General features: G+C 67.4%; 14 protein-coding genes and 1 tRNA gene. 4 read left to right on the top strand and 11 right to left on the bottom strand.

Annotated features, from left to right (window positions below):
• Positions 1-27: 27 nt before the first annotated feature.
• From IPF36_RS05290 to hrpA, 4 genes are all read right to left on the bottom strand, one after another.
• Positions 28-1,002 carry a sterol desaturase family protein gene (locus IPF36_RS05290; protein ID WP_195427487.1) on the bottom strand — a complete coding sequence of 325 codons (975 nt, stop codon included), beginning with the start codon at positions 1,000-1,002 and terminating at the stop codon, positions 28-30.
• A complete protein-coding gene (locus tag IPF36_RS05285) occupies positions 1,002-1,817 on the bottom strand; it encodes a polysaccharide deacetylase family protein (protein WP_255519687.1) in 816 nt (271 codons plus the stop codon). Before IPF36_RS05285 ends, IPF36_RS05290 begins: the two co-directional genes overlap by 1 nt.
• An 87-nt stretch (positions 1,818-1,904) precedes the next feature.
• Positions 1,905-2,891: a beta-propeller fold lactonase family protein gene (locus tag IPF36_RS05280; protein WP_133096516.1), complete on the bottom strand. Its 987-nt coding sequence runs from the start codon at positions 2,889-2,891 to the stop codon at positions 1,905-1,907.
• A gap of 142 nt (positions 2,892-3,033) precedes the next feature.
• Positions 3,034-7,143 (bottom strand): ATP-dependent RNA helicase HrpA, encoded by a 4,110-nt coding sequence (hrpA, locus tag IPF36_RS05275; RefSeq protein WP_195427485.1) that lies wholly within the window; start codon positions 7,141-7,143, stop codon positions 3,034-3,036.
• Between the two features lie 23 nt (positions 7,144-7,166).
• Between hrpA and argA the strand changes: the two genes are divergently transcribed.
• Together argA and IPF36_RS05265 are read left to right on the top strand one after the other, a co-directional pair.
• A complete protein-coding gene (argA, locus tag IPF36_RS05270) occupies positions 7,167-8,636 on the top strand; it encodes an amino-acid N-acetyltransferase (RefSeq protein ID WP_195427484.1) in 1,470 nt (489 codons plus the stop codon).
• Between the two features lie 103 nt (positions 8,637-8,739).
• Entirely contained in the window at positions 8,740-9,012 is a 273-nt protein-coding gene (locus IPF36_RS05265; protein ID WP_029046163.1) for an oxidative damage protection protein, read from the top strand.
• Between the two features lie 79 nt (positions 9,013-9,091).
• Here IPF36_RS05265 and rpiA read toward each other — a convergent pair whose 3' ends face one another.
• Entirely contained in the window at positions 9,092-9,778 is a 687-nt protein-coding gene (gene rpiA / locus IPF36_RS05260) for a ribose-5-phosphate isomerase RpiA (protein WP_029046162.1), read from the bottom strand.
• 189 nt (positions 9,779-9,967) lie between these two features.
• On the opposite strand from rpiA, the gene tal reads away from it, so the two are divergent.
• Positions 9,968-10,924, top strand: coding sequence for a transaldolase (gene tal / locus IPF36_RS05255; RefSeq protein WP_133096519.1), 957 nt, complete (start codon positions 9,968-9,970; stop codon positions 10,922-10,924).
• A gap of 15 nt (positions 10,925-10,939) precedes the next feature.
• Here the strand turns inward: tal and IPF36_RS05250 are convergent, their stop codons facing one another.
• From IPF36_RS05250 to rnr, 3 genes are all read right to left on the bottom strand, one after another.
• Positions 10,940-11,671, bottom strand: coding sequence for an NAD-dependent deacylase (locus tag IPF36_RS05250; protein ID WP_255519686.1), 732 nt, complete (start codon positions 11,669-11,671; stop codon positions 10,940-10,942).
• Between the two features lie 49 nt (positions 11,672-11,720).
• Complete coding sequence (rlmB, locus tag IPF36_RS05245) at positions 11,721-12,464, bottom strand: 23S rRNA (guanosine(2251)-2'-O)-methyltransferase RlmB (RefSeq protein ID WP_012353149.1); 744 nt, start codon at positions 12,462-12,464, stop codon at positions 11,721-11,723.
• Positions 12,465-12,554: 90 nt separating this feature from the next.
• A complete protein-coding gene (gene rnr / locus IPF36_RS05240; RefSeq protein ID WP_195427482.1) occupies positions 12,555-15,152 on the bottom strand; it encodes a ribonuclease R in 2,598 nt (865 codons plus the stop codon).
• Positions 15,153-15,222: 70 nt separating this feature from the next.
• On the opposite strand from rnr, the gene IPF36_RS05235 reads away from it, so the two are divergent.
• Positions 15,223-15,309 (top strand) — tRNA-Leu (locus IPF36_RS05235).
• 326 nt (positions 15,310-15,635) lie between these two features.
• On the opposite strand, the gene IPF36_RS05230 is transcribed toward IPF36_RS05235, so the two are convergent.
• The 3 genes from IPF36_RS05230 to IPF36_RS05220 form a co-directional block, all read right to left on the bottom strand.
• Positions 15,636-16,205 carry a phosphoribosyltransferase gene (locus tag IPF36_RS05230; protein ID WP_029046156.1) on the bottom strand — a complete coding sequence of 190 codons (570 nt, stop codon included), beginning with the start codon at positions 16,203-16,205 and terminating at the stop codon, positions 15,636-15,638.
• A 147-nt stretch (positions 16,206-16,352) separates the two neighbouring features.
• Positions 16,353-17,693 (bottom strand): adenylosuccinate synthase, encoded by a 1,341-nt coding sequence (locus tag IPF36_RS05225; protein ID WP_135705503.1) that lies wholly within the window; start codon positions 17,691-17,693, stop codon positions 16,353-16,355.
• 85 nt (positions 17,694-17,778) lie between these two features.
• Positions 17,779-18,930, bottom strand: a complete 1,152-nt coding sequence (locus IPF36_RS05220) for an ATP phosphoribosyltransferase regulatory subunit (protein ID WP_195427481.1) — start codon at positions 18,928-18,930, stop codon at positions 17,779-17,781.
• Positions 18,931-19,088 lie beyond the last annotated feature (158 nt).

Below are 19,088 nucleotides of genomic sequence, written 5' to 3'. Positions count from 1 at the left end.
CTGCCGCGCCGGCAGTAGAGGATCGCTTCAGCGCAGCCGCAGCAGGCGCTTGATGCCGTACCACTGGTGGGCGAGGAAGCCAGCCCCGTAGTCGTGGCCCTTGCCCAGCGGCGGCGGCAGCTGGTCGCGGATACCGGTGGGGTGATAGGTCTCGGTGAAGACCGCGGTGCCGAACAGCATGTCCCACCAGGGAAAGATCACGCCGTAGTTGCAGCCGCCCAGCCGTGCCGGGGCGCCGTCGGCTTCATGGCCGATGCCCACGGCATGGTGGGTGCGGTGGAAGCGCGGCGAGATCAGCAGGCGTTCGCCGATGGCGCCGAAATGCAGCCGCACATTGGCATGCTGCAGGCTCTGCAGCAGCTGCGACAGCGCCACCAGCAGCACATACTGCGACGGCTCGACACCCACGCCCAGTGCCACCAGCGCAAACACCAGGTCGCGCAGCATGTCGTCCAGCAGGTGGTTGCGGTTGTCGCTCCACAGCGTCATCTGGCGCTGGCTGTGGTGCACCGCATGCAAATGCCACCACCAGCGGAACGTATGCGACAGGCGGTGGTACCAGTAGTCGAGCAGGTCGAACAGCAGCAGGTAGACGAAGAAGCTGACCAGCGGCACCGAGGTCACGCCCGGCCACCAGTCCTCGACATTGACCCGGTGCCAGCCCATCAGGCGCAGATGCCCTTCGAGCGAATCCGTCAGCGGCGCCAGCAGGAAGAACATGGCGAGGCGGAACAGCCCGAGGCGGTGGATCGCCGTGTACAGCATGTCGGTGCGGATCGCCGCGCGGTCGGCCACCGGCTCGACCGGACGCCATTTTTCCAGCGGGCCCAGGATCAGGAACATCGCCGCGATCTGCACCAGCCCCACCAGCAGCCACTCGGTGCCGGTGAAGGCCTCTTCGGCATAGCGGCCAAACCCGAGGTCATAGACCACCGGCAGCACCACGTCCTGGAACAACGCGCCTTCGACCTGTCCGATCCAGCCGTTGAGCGACTCCCACATTACCGCCTGCCCTCCTGTTCTCCGATGGCATGCCGGGCGATCCAGTCGCGGTAGGCCGGGTGCTCGCGCAGCGTCGCGAAGCAGAAGCCCTTGCGCTCCAGCCCGGACAGCAGCGGCTCCAGCACGCCCGGCGCCCACGGGTCCTTGCGCGACCAGATGCCCAGGTGCGCCATGGTGATGTCGCCATCGCGCAGCCTGTCGAGCGCGCGCTCGAGCAGCATGGCATTCGGGTAGCGGTCCGACGCCAGCTCATCGCCCAGGAAGCCGGCCGGCGCCCAGCCGACATGGCGGAAGCCGCACTGCTCGGCCCATTGCAGCGTCTGCGGCGCGGTGCGGCCGCCCGGGGCGCGCCAGATCGGCATCATCTCGGCACCGGTCATGTCACGGAAGGCGTCGGCGCTGCGGCGCAGTTCGCGGCAGAAGCCGGCAGCATCCATCACCGTGTCCTTGCCGGCCTGCGCGCCGAACTGCGGCCGCATGGTCACCTGGCCCGCACGCACGCCGCGCAGGTAAACATGGTCGAAGGTATGCGTGCCGAAGGCATGGCCATCAGCGGCCAACGCCTTCCAGTACGGCGCCCATGACGGGTCGAGCGAGCTGTCCTGCCGCACCGTGGGTTCATTGGCCAGGAAGAAGGTCGCGCGGATCCTGTGGCGGCGCAGCGCGTCGGCGATCAGCTGGGCCTGGCTCATGCTGCCGGTATCGAAGGTCAGGTAGAGCGTGCCGGCCGGGCAGGCTTTTGCCGCGGCCCCGGTTGCATCCGCCGCATGCAGCGCAGAGGGCAAGGCGCAGGCAAGCGCGAGCCCGGCCAGCATCCTGCCGAATCGTCTGAATCGTCCCAGGCGTCCGAACCGTCCGAAACGCGAAGCCCTGGTATCGCGCATGATCCTGCCCCGCCCCGTCTAGTACAGCGGCGCGCGCGTGCGGAAGTAGATGCCGTGCGGCGAGCGGCCGACGCGCACGGTCTTGACCAGCTTGCGGCTCGGCACGTCGATCAGCCCGACCGAGCGCGCCCAGCGGAACGTCACCCACAAGGTCTTGCCGTCGGCGGTCAGCTCCATGTCGTCCGGCCCGGGTGGCAGACCCGTGATGTCGCCGATCTTGGCCAGCGTCTGCTGGTCGATGATGCTGATGCTTCCGGTCACGCGATTGCTCAGGAACAGGTGGCGCTTGTCGCCCACCGCGCGGAAGTTATGCGCGCCCTTGCCGGTCTGGATCTGCTTGACCACGGTGCGGGTGCGCCAGTCGATCACGGCAATATAGTCCGCACCGGTCATGCCGACCAGCAGGTATTTCTGGTCCGGCGTCAGCCAGATGCCGGCCGGCGCGGAGCCGGCCTCCATGCGCCACAACACGTTCTGCGTGATCAGGTCGATCGCCACGACTTCATTCGAGTCCTGCAGCGTGATAAAGGCGATGCGGCTGTCGGCGGTAAAGGCGATATGGCTTGGCGTCTTGGCCAGCGGGTATTGCTTGGCCAGCTTCAGCGCCTTGCCGTCCCAGCGGTAGACATCGACCCGGTCGAGCCGGTTGCCGGTGGCGACAAACCACTTCTGGTCGGGCGAAAAGCCGATCTGGTAGGGGTCGTCGATATTGGGAACACGCTGCTGCACCTTGCCGGTCGCCGGGTCCAGGAACACCAGGTCATTGCCGACCGCGTTGGCGACGATCAGCGACTTTTCATCGGGCGTCGCGATCAGGTGGTGCGGCTCCTTGCCGATCGGAAAGGTCTCCAGCACCTTCTGCGTATCCTTGTCGATCAGCGTGACGGTTGCATCACCCGAATTGAGGATCACCACCACTTCCGCCGATGCCGGCGCGGCCATCAGGCCCAGCGCGAGCGCGCCCACCGTGATCCCACCAGCCACCAACCGACGCAATGCAAACATAAGGCCCGCTACAAGAAGAACTGAATCGGCGATTCTAACGTTTGGGCGGCTAATTCCGCTGACGTCGCGGCTGACGGCGAACAAGAATTTGGCAGATTGTTGCGCCGGCACGACCATTTGCGGCCGTACCGGCGCCCGAGCCTCAGCGCTGCATCGATTCCCAAACCTTCTGCAGCCGCTTCACCGACATTGGCACCGGCGTGCGCAGCTCCTGCGCGAACAGCGCGATGCGCAGCTCCTCCAGCATCCAGCGGAACTCTTCCAGCCGCGCGTCCTCGCCGCCACGGCCTTGCGTGCGCAGTTGCTTTTCGGCGCGCTGCCATTGCTGCAGCAGCGGCGCCATCTCCTGAATGCGCTGGGTATCGCGCGCCGGATCGCCCTTGAGCTTGTCGATGCGCATGGCGATGCCCTTCAGGTAGCGCGGGAAGTGGACCAGTTGCGTGTACGGCGTCTCATCGATAAAGCGCTTGCCCACCAGCCGGCCGAGCTGCGCTTCCATGTCGGCGTAGGCGGCGGCGAACGGCTTGGCCTGCAGCAGCTTGCGCGGCAGCCCGGCGTATTCGGCAAGGATCGCGCCGGCAAGCCGTGCGATCTCCTGCGCCAGCAGCGACAGCCGCGTGCGGCCCTCGTCCTTGCGGGCGTTGAACTCTGCCTCGTTGCGCGGCAGCGGCGACTGCATGCAGGCGCGTTCCAGCGCCAGCATCACGATCTGGTCGCGCAGCATTTCCTGCGTACCCAGCGTCATGTACTGCATCGCCATCTGCTGCAGCCCGGGGATGTTCTTCTCGATGAACTTGACCTGCTCGCGCAGTTGCAGCGCGAACAGCCGGCGCAGCCCCAGGTGGTGGATGCGCGCGGCTTCCTGCGGATCGTCGAAGACCTCGACGTCGCAGTGCGTGCCGCGGTCGACCAGCGCCGGGTAGCCGAACAGCGTCTGGCTGCCCTTGCGGATCTCCAGCAGCTCGGGCAGCTCGCCGAAGGTCCAGCCGGTCAGGTTCTCGTACTGGCCGGGCTCGGCCGCCGGCAGCTGCGCGGCCTGGTCGGGCGAGCCGGCTTGCGCGGCCGCCTGCGCTGCAACGCGCTGGAACGACTGCTGCGCCTGGCCGCCCAGCTCGGCGCGCAGTTGCGCCAGGTTGCGGCCCATGTCGAGCTGGCGGCCGTGCTCGTCGATGACCTTGAAGTTCATCGCATGGTGTGCCGGCAGCGTTTCCAGCTTGAAGTCGGCGCGCTTGACCATGGTGCCGGTCTCGCCGCGGATATCGGCGATCAGCACGTCCAGCAGCTCGCCCTCGCCGAACCGCTGGCGCGAGACAAAGCCGGCGGCAAAGTCCGGCAATGGAACGCAATGGCGGCGCAGCTTCTGCGGCAGCGACTTCAGCAGCAGGTGGACCTTTTCCTTGATCATGCCGGGGACCAGCCAGTCGGCACGCTCCTGCCGCACCTGGTTGAGCGCGTACAACGGCACGGTCAGCGTCACGCCGTCGCGGTGGCTGCCGGGCTCGAAGTGGTACGTCAGCCCCATGTCCACCCCAGCCACGTTCATGGTCTTGGGAAACAGGTCGGTGGTGATGCCGGCCGCCTCGTGCCGCATCAGCTCGTCGCGGTTGAGGTAGAGCAGCTTGCGGTCCTTGGCGCTTTCGGCCTGGTACCACTGTTCGAAGGTGGTCTGCTGGTTGATCTCCGCCGGGATGGCGCGATCGTAGAAGGCGTAGATCAGCTCGTCGTCGACCAGCACGTCCTGCCGGCGCGACTTGTGCTCCAGGTTTTCGATCTCCCGCACCAAGCGCTGGTTGTGCGCGAAGAACGGCAGGCGCGTATCGAATTCGCCCTCGACCAGCGCGCGGCGGATAAAGAGCTCGCGCGCTTCCTGCGGGTTCATCGGCCCGTAGTGGACGCGGCGGTGCTGGTAGACCACCAGGCCGTACAGCGTGGCCCGTTCCAGCGCCAACACCTGGCCGGCCTTCTTTTCCCAGTGCGGATCGCTCCAGCTCACCTTGAGCAGGTGGCCGCCGATCTGCTCCAGCCATTCCGGCTCGATCCGCGCCAGCGTGCGCGCGAACAGGCGGCTGGTCTCGACCAGCTCGGCCGCCACGATCCAGCGGCCGACCTTGCGCGCGATCAGCGAGCCCGGCCACAGGTGGAACTTGATGCCACGCGCGCCCAGGTACTCGCGGCCCTTGCCGTCGCCGTCCTCGATACGCACGCCGACGTTGCCGAGCAGGCCAGTCAGCAGCGCCTTGTGCACCTGCTCGTAGGTCGGCTCGCTTTCGTTCAGGCGCCAGCCCTGCTCGGTCACCGTGGTCAGCAGCTGCGAATGCACGTCGCGCCATTCGCGCAGGCGCAGGTGCGACAGGAAGCTGGCGCGGCACTGGTCCTGCAGCTGGCGGTTCGACTTCTTGTGCGTGACCGCCTCCTCGAACCACTTCCACAGCTTGACCCAGCCCAGGAACTCGGACCTCTCGTCCATGAACTTGCGGTGCGCCTGGTCGGCGGCTTCCTGCGCCTCCTGCGGGCGGTCGCGCGGGTCCTGCACCGACAGCGCGCTGGCGATGATCAGCACCTCGCGCAGGCACTGGTGCTCGCGCGCGGCCAGGATCATGCGGCCCACGCGCGGGTCCAGCGGCAGCTTGGCCAGCTGCCGCCCCGTCGGCGTGAGCTGGTTGCCGTCGTCGACCGCGCCCAGCTCCTGCAGCAGCTGGTAGCCGTCGGCGACCGCGCGGCCCAGCGGCGGTTCGATAAACGGGAACGACTCGATATCGGTCAGCCGCAGCGCCTTCATGCGCAGGATCACCGCCGCCAGCGACGAGCGCAGGATTTCCGGATCGGTAAAGCGCGGGCGACCGGTGAAATCCGACTCTTCGTACAGCCGGATGCACACGCCGTTGGCCACGCGGCCGCAACGGCCGGCGCGCTGGTTGGCGGCGGCCTGCGAGATCGACTCGACCTGCAGCTGTTCGACCTTGTTGCGGTACGAATAGCGCTTGACGCGCGCCATCCCGGTATCGACCACGTAGCGGATGCCCGGCACCGTCAGCGAAGTTTCGGCGACGTTGGTCGCCAGCACGATGCGGCGCGTGTTGGACGGCTTGAACACCCGCTCCTGCTCCTGCACCGACAGCCGCGCGAACAGCGGCAGGATCTCGGTATGCGGCGGATGGTGCTTGCGCAGCGCCTCGGCGGCCTCGCGGATCTCGCGCTCGCCCGGCAGGAACACCAGCACGTCGCCCGGGCCGACGCGGCACAGCTCATCGACGGCATCGACGATGCCGTCGTACAGGTCGCGTTCGCGCGCCTGCGCGCTGCGCGGCGCGGCGCCCGGCGGCGCGTCGTCGGTAACCGGGCGGTAGCGCACTTCCACGGGGTACAGCCGGCCGCTGACCTCGATCACCGGCGCGGGCTTGCCGTTGAGCGTGAAATGCTCGGCAAAGCGCTGCGCATCGATGGTGGCCGAGGTGATGATCACCTTCAGGTCAGGCCGCTTCGGCAGGATCTGGCGCAGGTAGCCGATCAGGAAGTCGATGTTCAGGCTGCGCTCGTGCGCCTCGTCGATGATGAGGGTGTCGTAGGCGCGCAGCAGCGGGTCGTTCTGCGTCTCGGCCAGCAGGATGCCGTCGGTCATCAGCTTGACCGACGCGCCCGCCGACATGGTGTCGTTGAAGCGCACCTGGTAGCCGACATGCTCGCCCACCGGCGACCCCAGCTCCTGCGCGATGCGCTTGGCGGTGGAGGTGGCGGCGATGCGGCGCGGCTGGGTGTGGCCGATCAGCCCCCCGCCCTCGCGCCCCGGCCCGCGCCCGATAGACAGGCAGATCTTGGGCAGCTGCGTGGTCTTGCCCGAGCCGGTCTCGCCCGACACGATCACGACCTGGTTGGCCAGCAGCGCCGCGGCGATCTCGTCGCGGCGGGCTGAGACCGGCAGGGCCTCGGGGAACGTGATCGGCGGCAGCGGGTTGACCGCGCGCGGTGGCTGTGGCGCACGCGGCGCGCGCTCCTGGCGCAAGCCTCGCGGCTGGCGCTGGCCGGATGCGTCGGCCGGACGGGCGGCAGCGGGGTCCGGGCGTCCGGCCGGCGGCCGGACCGGGCGCTGGGCCTGCCCTCGGGTCTGCCCCGCGGTCTGGCCCGCGGTCTGCCCTTTAGGCGGCCGGGACGGATTGGATGGCGTGGACTGGCCGGCACCGGCCGGCGTCTGCGGGGCGGCGGGTTGACCTGGCCTGGCGGGCTTTACAGCCTTGAAGGGGCGTTGTTCTGACATTGGCCGGGATTATAATCCGCGGGATGAACGCCAGAACCGATACGCCGCAGCCGGCGACCCCTTCCGACACGGCAGCCGCTATGGCGGCGGAGCCGCCCGCCACGGCCGAACTCCCCCCGCCCGCCCCGACTTCCACCACGCCCGCCACCGCACCGGCGCCGGCGGACGCCATCGAACGCGGCGGCCCCGATCACCAGCAGTTCGTCGACTGGCTGCGCATGGTGGCGCCGTATATCCATGCCTTCCGCGGCAAGACCTTCGTGATCGCATTCGCGGGCGAACTGGTCAAGTCGGGCGTGCTCAACGCGCTGGTCAACGACGTCGCGCTGCTGCACGCGATGGGCATGCAGATCGTGCTGGTGCACGGCTCGCGCCCGCAGGTGGAAGAGCAACTGGCACTGCGCCATGTCGAGTCTCAATTCGTCGACGGCGTGCGCATCACCGACAACGCCGCGCTCGAATGCGCCAAGGAAGCCGCCGGCGAACTGCGCCTTGACATCGAGGCCGCCTTCAGCCAGGGCCTGCCCAATACGCCGATGGCCGGTGCGCAGCTGTCGGTGATTTCCGGCAACTTCGTCACCGCGCGCCCGGTCGGCATCGTCAACGGCACCGACTACCAGCACACCGGGCTGGTGCGCAAGATCGACGCCGAGTCGGTGCGCATGTCGCTGTCGCACGGCAAGGTGGTGCTGCTGTCGCCGCTGGGCTTCTCGCCGACCGGCCAGGCCTTCAACCTGTCGATGGAGGACGTGGCCAGCGCCACCGCCACCGCGCTCAAGGCCGACAAGCTGATCTTTATCACCGAGGTGCCGGGCGTGCCCGACCCGGTCGGCAAGCTGATGCCGGAAATGTCGCTGCGCACGGCCGTGGAGCGCCTGCAGAACAACCACCTGCCGCACGACGTGGCCGACTACCTGCGCCACCTGGTCAAGGCGCTCAAGGGCGGCGTGCCGCGCGCGCACCTGATCCCCTACGCGCTGGACGGGTCGGTACTGCTGGAACTGTTCCTGCACGATGGCGTCGGCACCATGCTGTCCGATACCGACCTCGAAAGCCTGCGCGAAGCCACGCTGGACGACGTCGGCGGCATCCTGCAGCTGATCGCGCCGCTGGAAGCGGACGGCACCCTGGTGCCGCGCGGACGCCACCTGATCGAGCGCGATATCGCCAATTTCTCGGTGATCGAGCACGATGGCGTGCTGTTCGGCTGCGCCGCGCTCTATGACTACCCGCGCGAGAACATGGGCGAGATGGCTTGCCTGACGGTCTCCGCTGAAGCCCAGGGCACAGGCGACGGCGAGCGCCTGCTCAAGCGCATCGAGCGCCGCGCCCGCGCGCTCGGCCTGGAGCGCCTGTTCGTGCTCACCACGCGCACCGAGCACTGGTTCCTCAAGCGCGGCTTCGTCCACGCCAATGTGGACGACCTGCCAGAAGACAAGCGCAAGCTCTATAACTGGCAGCGCAAGTCGATGGTGCTGATGAAAAAACTGTGACGGCGTAGGGTCAATGGCCGCCGCGCCGCGGCCAGCCGCCCTGCTTGGCTACAATAGCGCCAGCGCCCTGAGCCCAGTCTAACGAACGTACAAGGAGTCCCCCATGGCCCGCATGGTCCATTGCATCAAGCTGAACAAGGAAGCCGAAGGCCTCGACTTCCCGCCGCTGCCCGGCGAGCTGGGCAAGAAGATCTGGCAGAGCGTGTCGAAGGAAGCGTGGGCCGGCTGGCTCAAGCACCAGACCATGCTGATCAACGAGAACCGCCTGAATATGGCCGACACGCGTGCGCGCCAGTACCTGATCAAGCAGACCGAAAAGTACTTCTTCGGCGAAGGCGCCGATCAGGCCCAGGGCTACGTGCCGCCGCAGTCCTGATTCCGGACCGCATCAGACGACAAAGGGGTGCCCGAGGCGCCCCTTTGTCGTCTGGCCGCTGACGGGCCGGCCAGCCGGATCAGTAGTCCGTGCGCTGCACACCGTCGCCGGTGCCAAGCAGCAGCACGTCCGCGCCACGCAGCGCGAACAGGCCCACGGTGACCACGCCCGGCACCTGGTTGACGGTCTGCTCCAGCCCGCGCGGATCGTCGATCTTCAGGCCGGCGACGTCCAGAATCACATTGCCGTTGTCGGTCTTGTAGATGCCGCCTTCCTTGGTCATGCGCAGCTTCGGCTGGCCGCCCAGCGCCTGCAGCTTGCGCGCGACTGCCGCACGTGCCATCGGAATCACCTCGACCGGCAGCGGGAAGGCTCCCATGGTGCCGACCAGCTTGCTGCCGTCGGCGATGCAGACAAAGCGCTTCGCCACCGAGGCAACGATCTTCTCGCGCGTCAGCGCGCCGCCCCCGCCCTTGATCATGGCGCCGCTGGCATCGATCTCGTCGGCGCCGTCGACGTACACGGGGATCTCGTCGACCTCGTTCAGGTCGAGCACCTTGAACCCGTGCTGCTGCAGGCGGCGCGTGGAAGCCTCGGAGCTCGACACGGCACCCGCGAAGCGCTCCTTGAACGCCGCCACGGCATCAATGAAGAGGTTCGCGGTGGAGCCGGTGCCCACGCCCAGCACGGCACCTTCGGGAACTTCCTGCTTCACATAGTCGGCGGCGGCCTGCGCCACCAACGCCTTGAGTTCATCCTGAGTCATGACAACAGCCAGATTGCGGTGGAGGAAACGCATAGTGTAGCGGATTGAGCGGCATCCCCCGTCACCGGCGGTACAATGGATTGGCCGGGGCCGGTGCTTGCCGCCCTGCCACCGCAAACCGAATCGCCAACGATTCAGCGCCAATTCAGCGCCAATTCAGCGCCAATTCAGCGCCAACGACTAAGCGACATGAACCAGCTCGAACAACTCAGGCAGTTCACCACGGTAGTGGCCGACACCGGCGACTTCCAGCTGATGAAGCAATACACCCCGCAGGACGCGACCACGAACCCCTCGCTGATCCTGAAGGCCGTGCAGAAGCCCGAATACCGGCACTTGCTGGAAAAGGCGGTGCAGGATCACCATGGCAACGGCGGCGTCGATGCGGTGATGGACGAAGTGCTGATCGCCTTCGGCTGCGAGATCCTGGCGATCGTGCCGGGCCGCGTCTCGACCGAAGTCGACGCGCGCCTGTCCTTTGACACCACCGCCACCGTCAACAAGGCCCGCCACCTGATCCAGCTGTACGAGCAGCGCGGCATCGCGCGCGAGCGCGTGCTGATCAAGATCGCCTCGACCTGGGAAGGCATCCGCGCGGCCGAGATCCTGCAGCGCGACGGCATCCGCTGCAACATGACGCTGCTGTTCTCGCTGGTGCAGGCGGTGGCCTGCGCCGAGGCCGGCGCACAGCTGATCTCGCCCTTCGTCGGCCGCATCTTCGACTGGTACAAGAAGCAGGCCGGCGAGCAGTGGGACCCGGTCGCCAACGGCGGCGACAACGATCCCGGCGTGCGCTCGGTGCGCCAGATCTATGACTACTACAAGAAGTTCGGCTACCCGACCGAGGTGATGGGCGCGAGCTTCCGCAGCACCGCGCAGATCCTGTCGCTGGCCGGCTGCGACCTGCTGACCATCAGCCCGGAACTGCTGGAGCAGCTGGCCGCCGGCCAGGGTGCGCCAGAGCGCAAGCTGTCGGTCGACCAGGCCCAGGCCGCCAATATCGCCCGCATCACGGCGGACGAGCCGTCGTTCCGCTGGCAGCTGAATGAAGACGCAATGGCCACCGAGAAGCTGGCCGAAGGCATCCGCCTGTTCGCGGCGGATGCAGTCAAGCTGGAAAAGCTGATCGGCGAGATTGCCAAATAAGCCGGCGGGGCCGGCTCAGTCCGGCTCCACCCCCGGTTGCGGCCACAGCAGCGGCAGCAAGGCGCCTGCCGCTGCCGGCACCACCAGGTCCGCGGTCTGGTCCAGCGCGGACGGCAGCGGGTTGATCACGATGACGGGCGCGCCGTGCTCCTTCGCCAGCCCCGGCAGCGCGGCAGCCGGATAAACCAGTCCCGACGTCCCCACCACCAGGCACAGGTCCGAAGTCTCCGCCGCATGCTCGGCGCGAAAGCGCGCCACGCGCGGCAGGTCTTCGCCGAACCACACCACGCCCGGGCGCATCAGTGCCCCGCACAAATGGCAGCGCGGCGGCATGCCGGGCAACGCGCTGGCTTCCTCGCAGCGCCCGCACCCGTCCAGCCATTTGTTGGCAAACAGGTTGCCATGCAGTTCGATCACATGCTGGCTGCCGGCACGCTGGTGCAGGCCGTCGACGTTCTGCGTCACCAGCGTGACGGTCTTCTGCGCGGCCAGCGCCACCAGCGCGTGGTGCGCCGGATTGGGATGCGCGGCCGCCACGAGCGCGCGCCGGTGCAGATACCACTCCCACACCAGTTCGGGCTGGCGCCGGTAAGCCTCTTCGCTGGCGAGCTCCTCCGGATTGAACCGTTCCCACAGGCCAGTCATCGCTTCGCGGAAGGTCGGCACGCCCGACTCGGCCGAAATGCCGGCACCGGTCAGCACGAAGATGCGGCGCGCCTGCGCGATCAGCCGACGCGCCTCTTCCATCCCCGGCCAGGGCTCAGAGGTGGAACGTAGCGGATCGGCCACCATGGCTTCAGCGCGGCAGGCGCCGCTGGCGCACCGCTTCGTACAGGCAGACGCCGCTGGCCACCGAGACGTTGAGGCTCTCGACGCCGCCGGCCATCGGGATGCCGACCAGTTCATCGCAGGTCTCGCGCGTCAGCCGGCGCATGCCCTCGCCTTCGGCGCCCATCACGATCGCGGTCGGGCCCTTGAAGTCGATGTCGTAGAGGGATTTCTCGGTACCGTCGGCGGTGCCGATCACCCAGATGCCGCGCTCCTGCAGCTCGCGCAGCGTGCGCGCGAGGTTGGTCACGGTGATATACGGCACGGTCTCGGCCGCGCCGCTGGCCACCTTGGCCACGGTTGCATTGAGTCCGACGCTGCGGTCCTTGGGCGCGATCACCGCGTGCGCGCCGGCGCCGTCGGCCACGCGCAGGCAGGCGCCAAGGTTGTGCGGGTCGGTGACGCCGTCGAGCACCAGCAGCAGAGGCGTGCCTTCGATGCCATCCAGCAGTTCGTCCAGGTTCAGTGCCAGCGCGACGTCCTCGGCGCGCGCCACCACGCCCTGGTGCCGGTCGGTGCCGGCCATGCCGCGCAGGCGCTCGGCATCGACGGGGTGCAAGCGCACGCCCAGGCTTTCGGCCAGGCGGACGAAGTCTTGCATGCGCCGGTCGCGGCGGGCGGATTCGATGTAGATATCCGACACGCCCTTGGGATCTTGCCGCAGGCGCGCGGTCACGGCGTGGAAGCCGATCAGGAGTTTTTGTTTAGCCATGGGCGCGATTGTACTCGCCCGTGCGCCGTCCCCGCGCGGGCGGGGACGGCGGTTGGCCCTGACTTGCGCCTTTAATCGTCCTGGCTCGCCTTAACGCTTGCGCGGGGTGCGCTTGGCGGCAGACTTGCCGGCCGTCTTGGCGGGACGCGACTTCGACGCCGGCTTGCGCGGCTTCTCCAGGTGCGCGGGCTTGGGCTTGGCCGCGCGCTTGGCCGGCTTGCCGCCGGTCCTGACGTGCGGCTTGAGCGGAGTGATCACCGCTTCGAACACCGGCTGCTCCTCGATCACGCGGTCGAGCGTCTCGTCGAACGACTCTTCCGGCTTGGACGAACCGCCCAGCAGCGCCGCCAGCTGGCGCCCCTTCTTGCGCGCCGGCACCGCATGGGCGGCCGGGACGCGCGGCTGGGTGTCGGCACCGGTTGCGCGCGCACGCAAGGTCTTGGCCGACGGTTCCTGCACCAGGCGGAAGTCGATCTTGCGAGCATCGAGGTCCACACGAGAGACCTGCACGCGCACGCGGTCGGTCAGGCGATAGCGGATGCCGGTGCGCTCGCCGCGCAGTTCGTTGCGCGCCTCGTCGTACTGGAAGTAATCGCTGCCCAGTTCGGTCACGTGCACCAGCCCTTCGACATACAGCTCGTCGAGCTGCACGAAGATGCCGAACGACGTCACGGCGCTGACGGTGCCGGCAAAATCGCTGCCCAGCTTGTCGCGCATGAAGTAGCACTTGAGCCAGGCCTCGACATCGCGCGAAGCCTCGTCGGCACGGCGCTCGTTGGCCGAGCAATGCAGGCCGAGCTCGTCCCAGATCGCCTCGTTGCGCTTGGCGCGCGCCGCGGCGAGCTCCGCCTTCTGCTCGGCGTCCTTGGCCTGCAGGCGGCGCGCCTTAGGCGAGATCGCGGTATTCAGCTCGGTGCCGTGGGCAAACGCCGGCCGGTACTTGGTATGCGCCAGCACCGCCTTGATCGCGCGGTGCACCAGCAGGTCGGGATAGCGGCGGATCGGGCTGGTGAAGTGCGCGTAGGCCCCGTACGCCAGGCCGAAGTGGCCGATATTGTCTGGGCTGTACACCGCCTGCTGCATCGAGCGCAGCAGCATGGTCTGCAGCATCGGCGCATCGGGGCGGGACTTGATCTTGTCCATCACCTCGGCATAGTCGGACGCCTGCGGCTTGTCGCCGCCGCCCAGCGACAGGCCGGCGGTCTTCAGGAACTCGCGCAGGTTCTTCAGCTTCTCTTCGCTGGGGCCGGCGTGGATGCGGTACAGCGCCGGGTGCTTGAAGCGCTCGAGGAAATCCGCCGCGCACACGTTGGCGGTCAGCATGCATTCCTCGATCAGCCGGTGCGCATCGTTGCGGGTGCGCGGCAGGATCTGTTCGATCTTGCCCTGCGCATTGCAGACGATATAGGTCTCGGTGGTGTCGAAGTCGATCGCGCCGCGCTCGCGCCGCGCCTTCAGCAGGACCTGGAACAGCTCGTACAGGTTCTGCAGGTGCGGCACCAGTTCGGCGCGCTTGTGCGCCTCGGGACCCTTGGTGTTGGACAGGACCGACCAGACCTCGTTGTAGGTCAGGCGCGCGGTCGAGTGCATCACCGCGGGATAGAACTGGTAGCCCTTGAGTTCGCCCTTGGCCGTGAGCACCGCATCGCAGACCATGCACAGCCGGTCGACGTTGGGATTGAGCGAGCACAGCCCGTTGGACAGCTTCTCCGGCAGCATCGGAATCACGCGGCGGGGGAAGTAGACCGAGGTGGCGCGGTCCAGCGCATCGGCATCCAGCGGCGTGCCGGGGCGCACGTAGTGCGACACATCGGCGATCGCCACGATCAGGCGCCAGCCCTTGGCACGGCCGATCTTGACCGGCTCGCAGTAGACCGCGTCGTCAAAGTCGCGCGCGTCTTCGCCGTCGATGGTCACCAGCGGAATGTCACGCAGGTCGATGCGGTGGTCCAGGTCGGCCTGGCGTACTTCGTCCGGCAACGCGGCGGCTTCCTTGGCCGCGGTCGGCGAGAAGGCATGCGGCACGCCATACTTGCGCACCGCGATCTCGATCTCCATGCCGGGATCGTCGATCTCGCCGAGGATCTCCACCACGCGGCCCACCGGCTGCACATAGCGGTCGGGATATTCGATCAGCTCGACGCTGACCACCTGCCCCACGCGGGCCTTACCCTGCGCCTTGGGCGGAATCAGGATGTCCTGGCTGATGCGCTTGTCTTCCGGTGCGACCACCAGCACGCCGCCCTCGCTGAGTAGCCGCCCGATCACGTAGCGGTTGGCGCGCTCGATGATCTCGACGATCTGGCCCTCGGGCCGGCCGCGGCGGTCGTAGCCCACCACGCGCACTTGCGCGCGGTCGTTGTGCATGGCCTTCTGCAGTTCGCGCTCGGGCAGGAAGATATCGTCCTCGCCATCGTCGCGGATCAGGAAGCCGAAGCCGTCGCGGTGGCCCTGCACGCGGCCGGTGACGAAGTTGGGCTGGTGGGCCAGTTCATAGCGGCCCTTGCGGTTCAGTTCGATCTGGCCGTCGCGTTCCATCGCTGCCAGGCGCTTCTGGAAGCCGTCATGCTCCTTGCGCGTGACCGACAGGGCCTTGGCGATATCGCCTGCCGACTGCGGAGATCCCGACGTTCTCAGCACGCCCAGGATTTCTTCCCGGCTGGGGATCGGATAGTTGTTCTGATTCAATTTTTTCTGGAAACTATTTGACAAAATTCTCGCGCTCTCTATAATGAGCGCTTCGGTTGTTTCGACACCTGCCCAGGTGGCGGAATTGGTAGACGCACTAGGTTCAGGTCCTAGCGGTGGCAACACTGTGGAGGTTCGAGTCCTCTCCTGGGCACCAGATCACCGGGAAACCCGCAGCGCTTTCGAGCCCTGCGGGTTTTTTGTTTTCGGCGCTTTGTTGGCGTACCAGATCCGGCAACTTCCACTCCTTGCTTGGCGGCAACTTGCCGCGGTGTCATACATCAGCGTACGGGTTTTCTCCCGCCCTTGGAACCGCGCACAATTGCCTTGCGCGGCAACCGAACCACATCGGTCCGGCAATGCCGAGGAGTGTAACAGCTTCAGTGGCGATTCCGGCATTCCGCGGGCACGGCCGGCTACCGACGCCACCGGTTCCCGTGCCGCGCGGCGGGCGCCGCGGGCACAGATGAAGCGGGACGACGCTCAGGCGCTCGCGTCGTCGTCGAGCAGGCTGGCGCGCTTGCCGCGCTTGAGCCAGGCGCCCAGGTTGTGGGGACGCAGCGTGTCGTACTCTTCGAACGGCTGGTGGATCCAGGGGTTCGACGGCAGGAAGGTCACGTGATAGTCCGGCTCGATCTTCGAGCAGGCCTTGTACCACAGCACCGCCGAGCGCACCTCGGTCACCGCCGGATAGCGCTCCTTCAGGTGGCGGCCCACGCGTTCCAGCGTGATGCCCGAATCGACCAGGTCGTCGACCAGCAGGATCTTGCCCGACAGCTCGCCGCGCGTCATTGTGATGTATTGCGCGATATCCAGGTCGCCCTGCTGCGTGCCAGCCGCCTCGCGATAGCTGCTGGTAGCCAGGATCGCCAGCGGCACGTCGAAGATGCGCGACATCTGGTCGCCCACGCGCAGGCCGCCGCGCGCCAGGCACAGGATCTTGTCGAACTTCCAGCCAGACTCATGCACGTTCAGCGACAGGCGTGCGATCAGGCGGTGGTATTCGTCCCACGAGACCCACAGGTTCTCTTCATCGTTGGTTGGCAGGTTCATCGTTTTGCTCTAGATATCTTCGTGGCCCGTTGGCCCGGATGGCCCGGATGGCAAATAAGGCTCGGCCCGCTTGCGCGGGCCGATGGTCTGTTGCAGGCCGCGGCGTTCGTGACGCCGCGGCACTACGTCATGCTTCTGGTTGCCGGGTCAGGCCTTGTACGGGTGACGCAGCAGGATGGTCTCGTCGCGGTCCGGGCCGGTCGAGATCATGTCGATCGGGATGCCCACCACTTCTTCCACGCGCTTCAGGTAGACGCGGGCCGCCTCCGGCAGCGCGTCCCACGACTTCACGCCGAAGGTCGATTCGTTCCAGCCCGGGAACTCTTCATAGACCGGCTCGCAGCGCGCCACGGCGTCGGAGCCGCGCGGCAGGATGTCGACAGTCGTGCCGTCGAGCTTGTAGCCGACGCACAGCTTGATGCTGTCCAGGCCATCGAGCACGTCCAGCTTGGTCAGGCACAGACCCGACACGCCGTTGATCTGCACCGAGCGCTTGAGCGCGGCCGCATCGAGCCAGCCGGTGCGGCGCGGACGGCCGGTGACCGAACCGAATTCCTTGCCGACGTTGGCCAGGCGCACGCCGACCTGGTCCTGGCGCTGCGGGTTGTCGTTGTCGTACAGCTCGCTGGGGAACGGGCCCGAGCCCACGCGCGTGCAATAGGCCTTGGTGATGCCCAGGATGTAGTTCAGGCGGCCCGGACCGACGCCGGCACCCGCGGCGGCCGCACCGGCCACGCAGTTGCTCGAGGTCACGAACGGATAGGTGCCGTGGTCGACGTCGAGCAGCGTGCCTTGCGCGCCTTCGAACATCAGGTTGCCACCGGCGGCGTTGACCGCGTACAGCTCGGCCGAGACGTCGGCCACCATCGGGGCCAGGCGCGGCGCGAAGGCCAGCGCATCGTCCAGCGTCTGCTGGAAGTCCACCGCTTCGGCGCCCAGGTACTGGGTCAGCATGAAGTTGTGGTAGTCCAGGTTCTCGCGCAGGCGCTCGGCAAACTGCTCGGGATCGAACAGGTCCTGCACACGCAGCGCGCGGCGGGCAACCTTGTCCTCATATGCCGGGCCGATGCCGCGGCCGGTGGTGCCGATCTTGGCCGCGCCGCGACGGGCTTCGCGCGCCTTGTCGATGGCAACGTGGTACGGCAGGATCAGCGTTGCCGCCTCGGAGATGCGCAGGCGGCTCTGCACCTGCAGGCCGGCGGCTTCGAGTTCTTCGATTTCACGGAACAGCGCCTCGGGCGACAGCACCACACCGTTGCCGATGTAGCAGATCGTGCCTTCGCGCATGATGCCCGACGGGATCAGGCGGAGAATGGTCTTCTTGCCGCCGATGATCAGGGTGTGGCCAGCGTTGTGGCCTCCCTGGAACCGCACCACGCCCTTTGCATGGTCGGTAAGCCAATCGACGATTTTTCCTTTGCCTTCGTCACCCCACTGGGTGCCGATCACGACGACATTGCGTCCCTGGCCTACTGCGGATGCGGACATATTGCTTTGGTCAATAGGTTAAAAACGTATTCTACTCTTGTTGCAGGGCGATTCCCGATTTTTGGGCGGGATTGCTCGCCCGGCGTCAGCGCGGCACCACGGCCCAGCCGGAATCCTGGCGCACCAGCTGGCGATCACAGTTGAATTCGTCGAGCTCGTGAGTATGGCCCGGCAACGACTGGATCACGATCTCGCCAGCGGCACGCAGCGCGGAAATCGCGGCACGCAGTGCCGGATCCGCATCCCAGGGCGCGAAAATCGCCTGGGCGCGCACTTCCACCGGTGACAGCGACGCCACTTCGCGCAGGTCGAGCGAAAAGCCCGTCGCCGGGCGGGCGCGGCCGAAGGCTTCGCCCACCTTGTCATAGCGCCCGCCGCGGGCCACGTAGTTGGGCAGGCCCGCCACATAGGCGGCGAACATCACACCGCTGTGATAGTGGTAACCGCGCAGGTCCGACAGGTCGATATTGACGCTGGCGCCACGCACCTGCACCGCCAGCGCGGCCAGTTCGTCCAGCGCGCGGCCGATCGCCGGGCTCGCCGGCAGCGTGGCGCGGGCGCGGTCCAGCACTTCGACCCCGCCGTACAGTGTCGGCAGCGCCAGCAGGGCATCGCGTTCGGTCTGCGGCATGCCCATGGTCAGCTCGCGCAGCGCGGGCACGTCCTTGGTCTCGAGCGCAGCAAAGAGTGCGTCCTCGATCTTGCGGATCGACGGCAGTCCGGCCAGCAGCGCTTCCAGGATGCCGGCGTGGCACAGGTCGATGCGGATCTCCGACAGGCCCGCAGCCTGCAGCGCAGCCAGCATCAGCTCCTGGATCTCGACGTCGGCTTCGAGGCCGGCGTGGCCGTAGATTTCGGCACCGATCTGGATCGGCTCGCGCGTGGCATGGAAGCCCGCCGGCCGCGCATGCAGCACGTTGCCGGCATAGCACAGGCGCGTCACGCCTGGCCGGTTCAGCAGGTGGGCGTCGATGCGCGCCACCTGCGGCGTGATATCGGCGCGCAGGCCCATGGTGCGGCCCGACAGCTGGTCCACCAGCTTGAGCGTGCGCAGGTCCAGGTCATGCCCGGTGCCGGTCAGCAGCGACTCCAGGTATTCCAGCATCGGCGGCATGACCAGCTCGTAGCCGTAGGTGCGGAACAGGTCCAGCATGCGGCGACGCAGTTCTTCGATCTTGCGCGCTTCCGACGGCAGCACGTCGGCAATGTTTTCTGGTAGCAGCCAATGGTTGGACATGGTGAATCTCTTCTCGGTCATTCGGTTACCCCGCGGGCTCCGCGCCCGCGGTGCCGGGCCACGCCCGGGCACATTGTTGCCGCAGCCCTGCCTCTCCGCGCGCCCGGCCCATCACTCGGCAATGATGGCTCCAGCCGGACAAAACCCCGGCAAGCCGG

The organism is Cupriavidus sp. IK-TO18 (assembly GCF_015549295.1).
Classification (GTDB): Bacteria; Pseudomonadota; Gammaproteobacteria; order Burkholderiales; family Burkholderiaceae; genus Cupriavidus; species Cupriavidus oxalaticus_A.
This window is presented reverse-complemented; position numbering and strand designations above follow the sequence as displayed.

Coding starts and splice junctions, on each gene's coding strand:
- IPF36_RS05290 (WP_195427487.1), bottom strand. CDS start 1,002: ATGTGGGAGTCGCTCAACGGCTGGATCGGACAGGTCGAAGGCGCGTTG.
- IPF36_RS05285 (WP_255519687.1), bottom strand. CDS start 1,817: ATGCTGGCCGGGCTCGCGCTTGCCTGCGCCTTGCCCTCTGCGCTGCAT.
- IPF36_RS05280 (WP_133096516.1), bottom strand. CDS start 2,891: ATGTTTGCATTGCGTCGGTTGGTGGCTGGTGGGATCACGGTGGGCGCG.
- hrpA (WP_195427485.1), bottom strand. CDS start 7,143: ATGTCAGAACAACGCCCCTTCAAGGCTGTAAAGCCCGCCAGGCCAGGT.
- argA (WP_195427484.1), top strand. CDS start 7,167: ATGAACGCCAGAACCGATACGCCGCAGCCGGCGACCCCTTCCGACACG.
- IPF36_RS05265 (WP_029046163.1), top strand. CDS start 8,740: ATGGCCCGCATGGTCCATTGCATCAAGCTGAACAAGGAAGCCGAAGGC.
- rpiA (WP_029046162.1), bottom strand. CDS start 9,778: ATGACTCAGGATGAACTCAAGGCGTTGGTGGCGCAGGCCGCCGCCGAC.
- tal (WP_133096519.1), top strand. CDS start 9,968: ATGAACCAGCTCGAACAACTCAGGCAGTTCACCACGGTAGTGGCCGAC.
- IPF36_RS05250 (WP_255519686.1), bottom strand. CDS start 11,671: ATGGAAGAGGCGCGTCGGCTGATCGCGCAGGCGCGCCGCATCTTCGTG.
- rlmB (WP_012353149.1), bottom strand. CDS start 12,464: ATGGCTAAACAAAAACTCCTGATCGGCTTCCACGCCGTGACCGCGCGC.
- IPF36_RS05230 (WP_029046156.1), bottom strand. CDS start 16,205: ATGAACCTGCCAACCAACGATGAAGAGAACCTGTGGGTCTCGTGGGAC.
- IPF36_RS05225 (WP_135705503.1), bottom strand. CDS start 17,693: ATGTCCGCATCCGCAGTAGGCCAGGGACGCAATGTCGTCGTGATCGGC.
- IPF36_RS05220 (WP_195427481.1), bottom strand. CDS start 18,930: ATGTCCAACCATTGGCTGCTACCAGAAAACATTGCCGACGTGCTGCCG.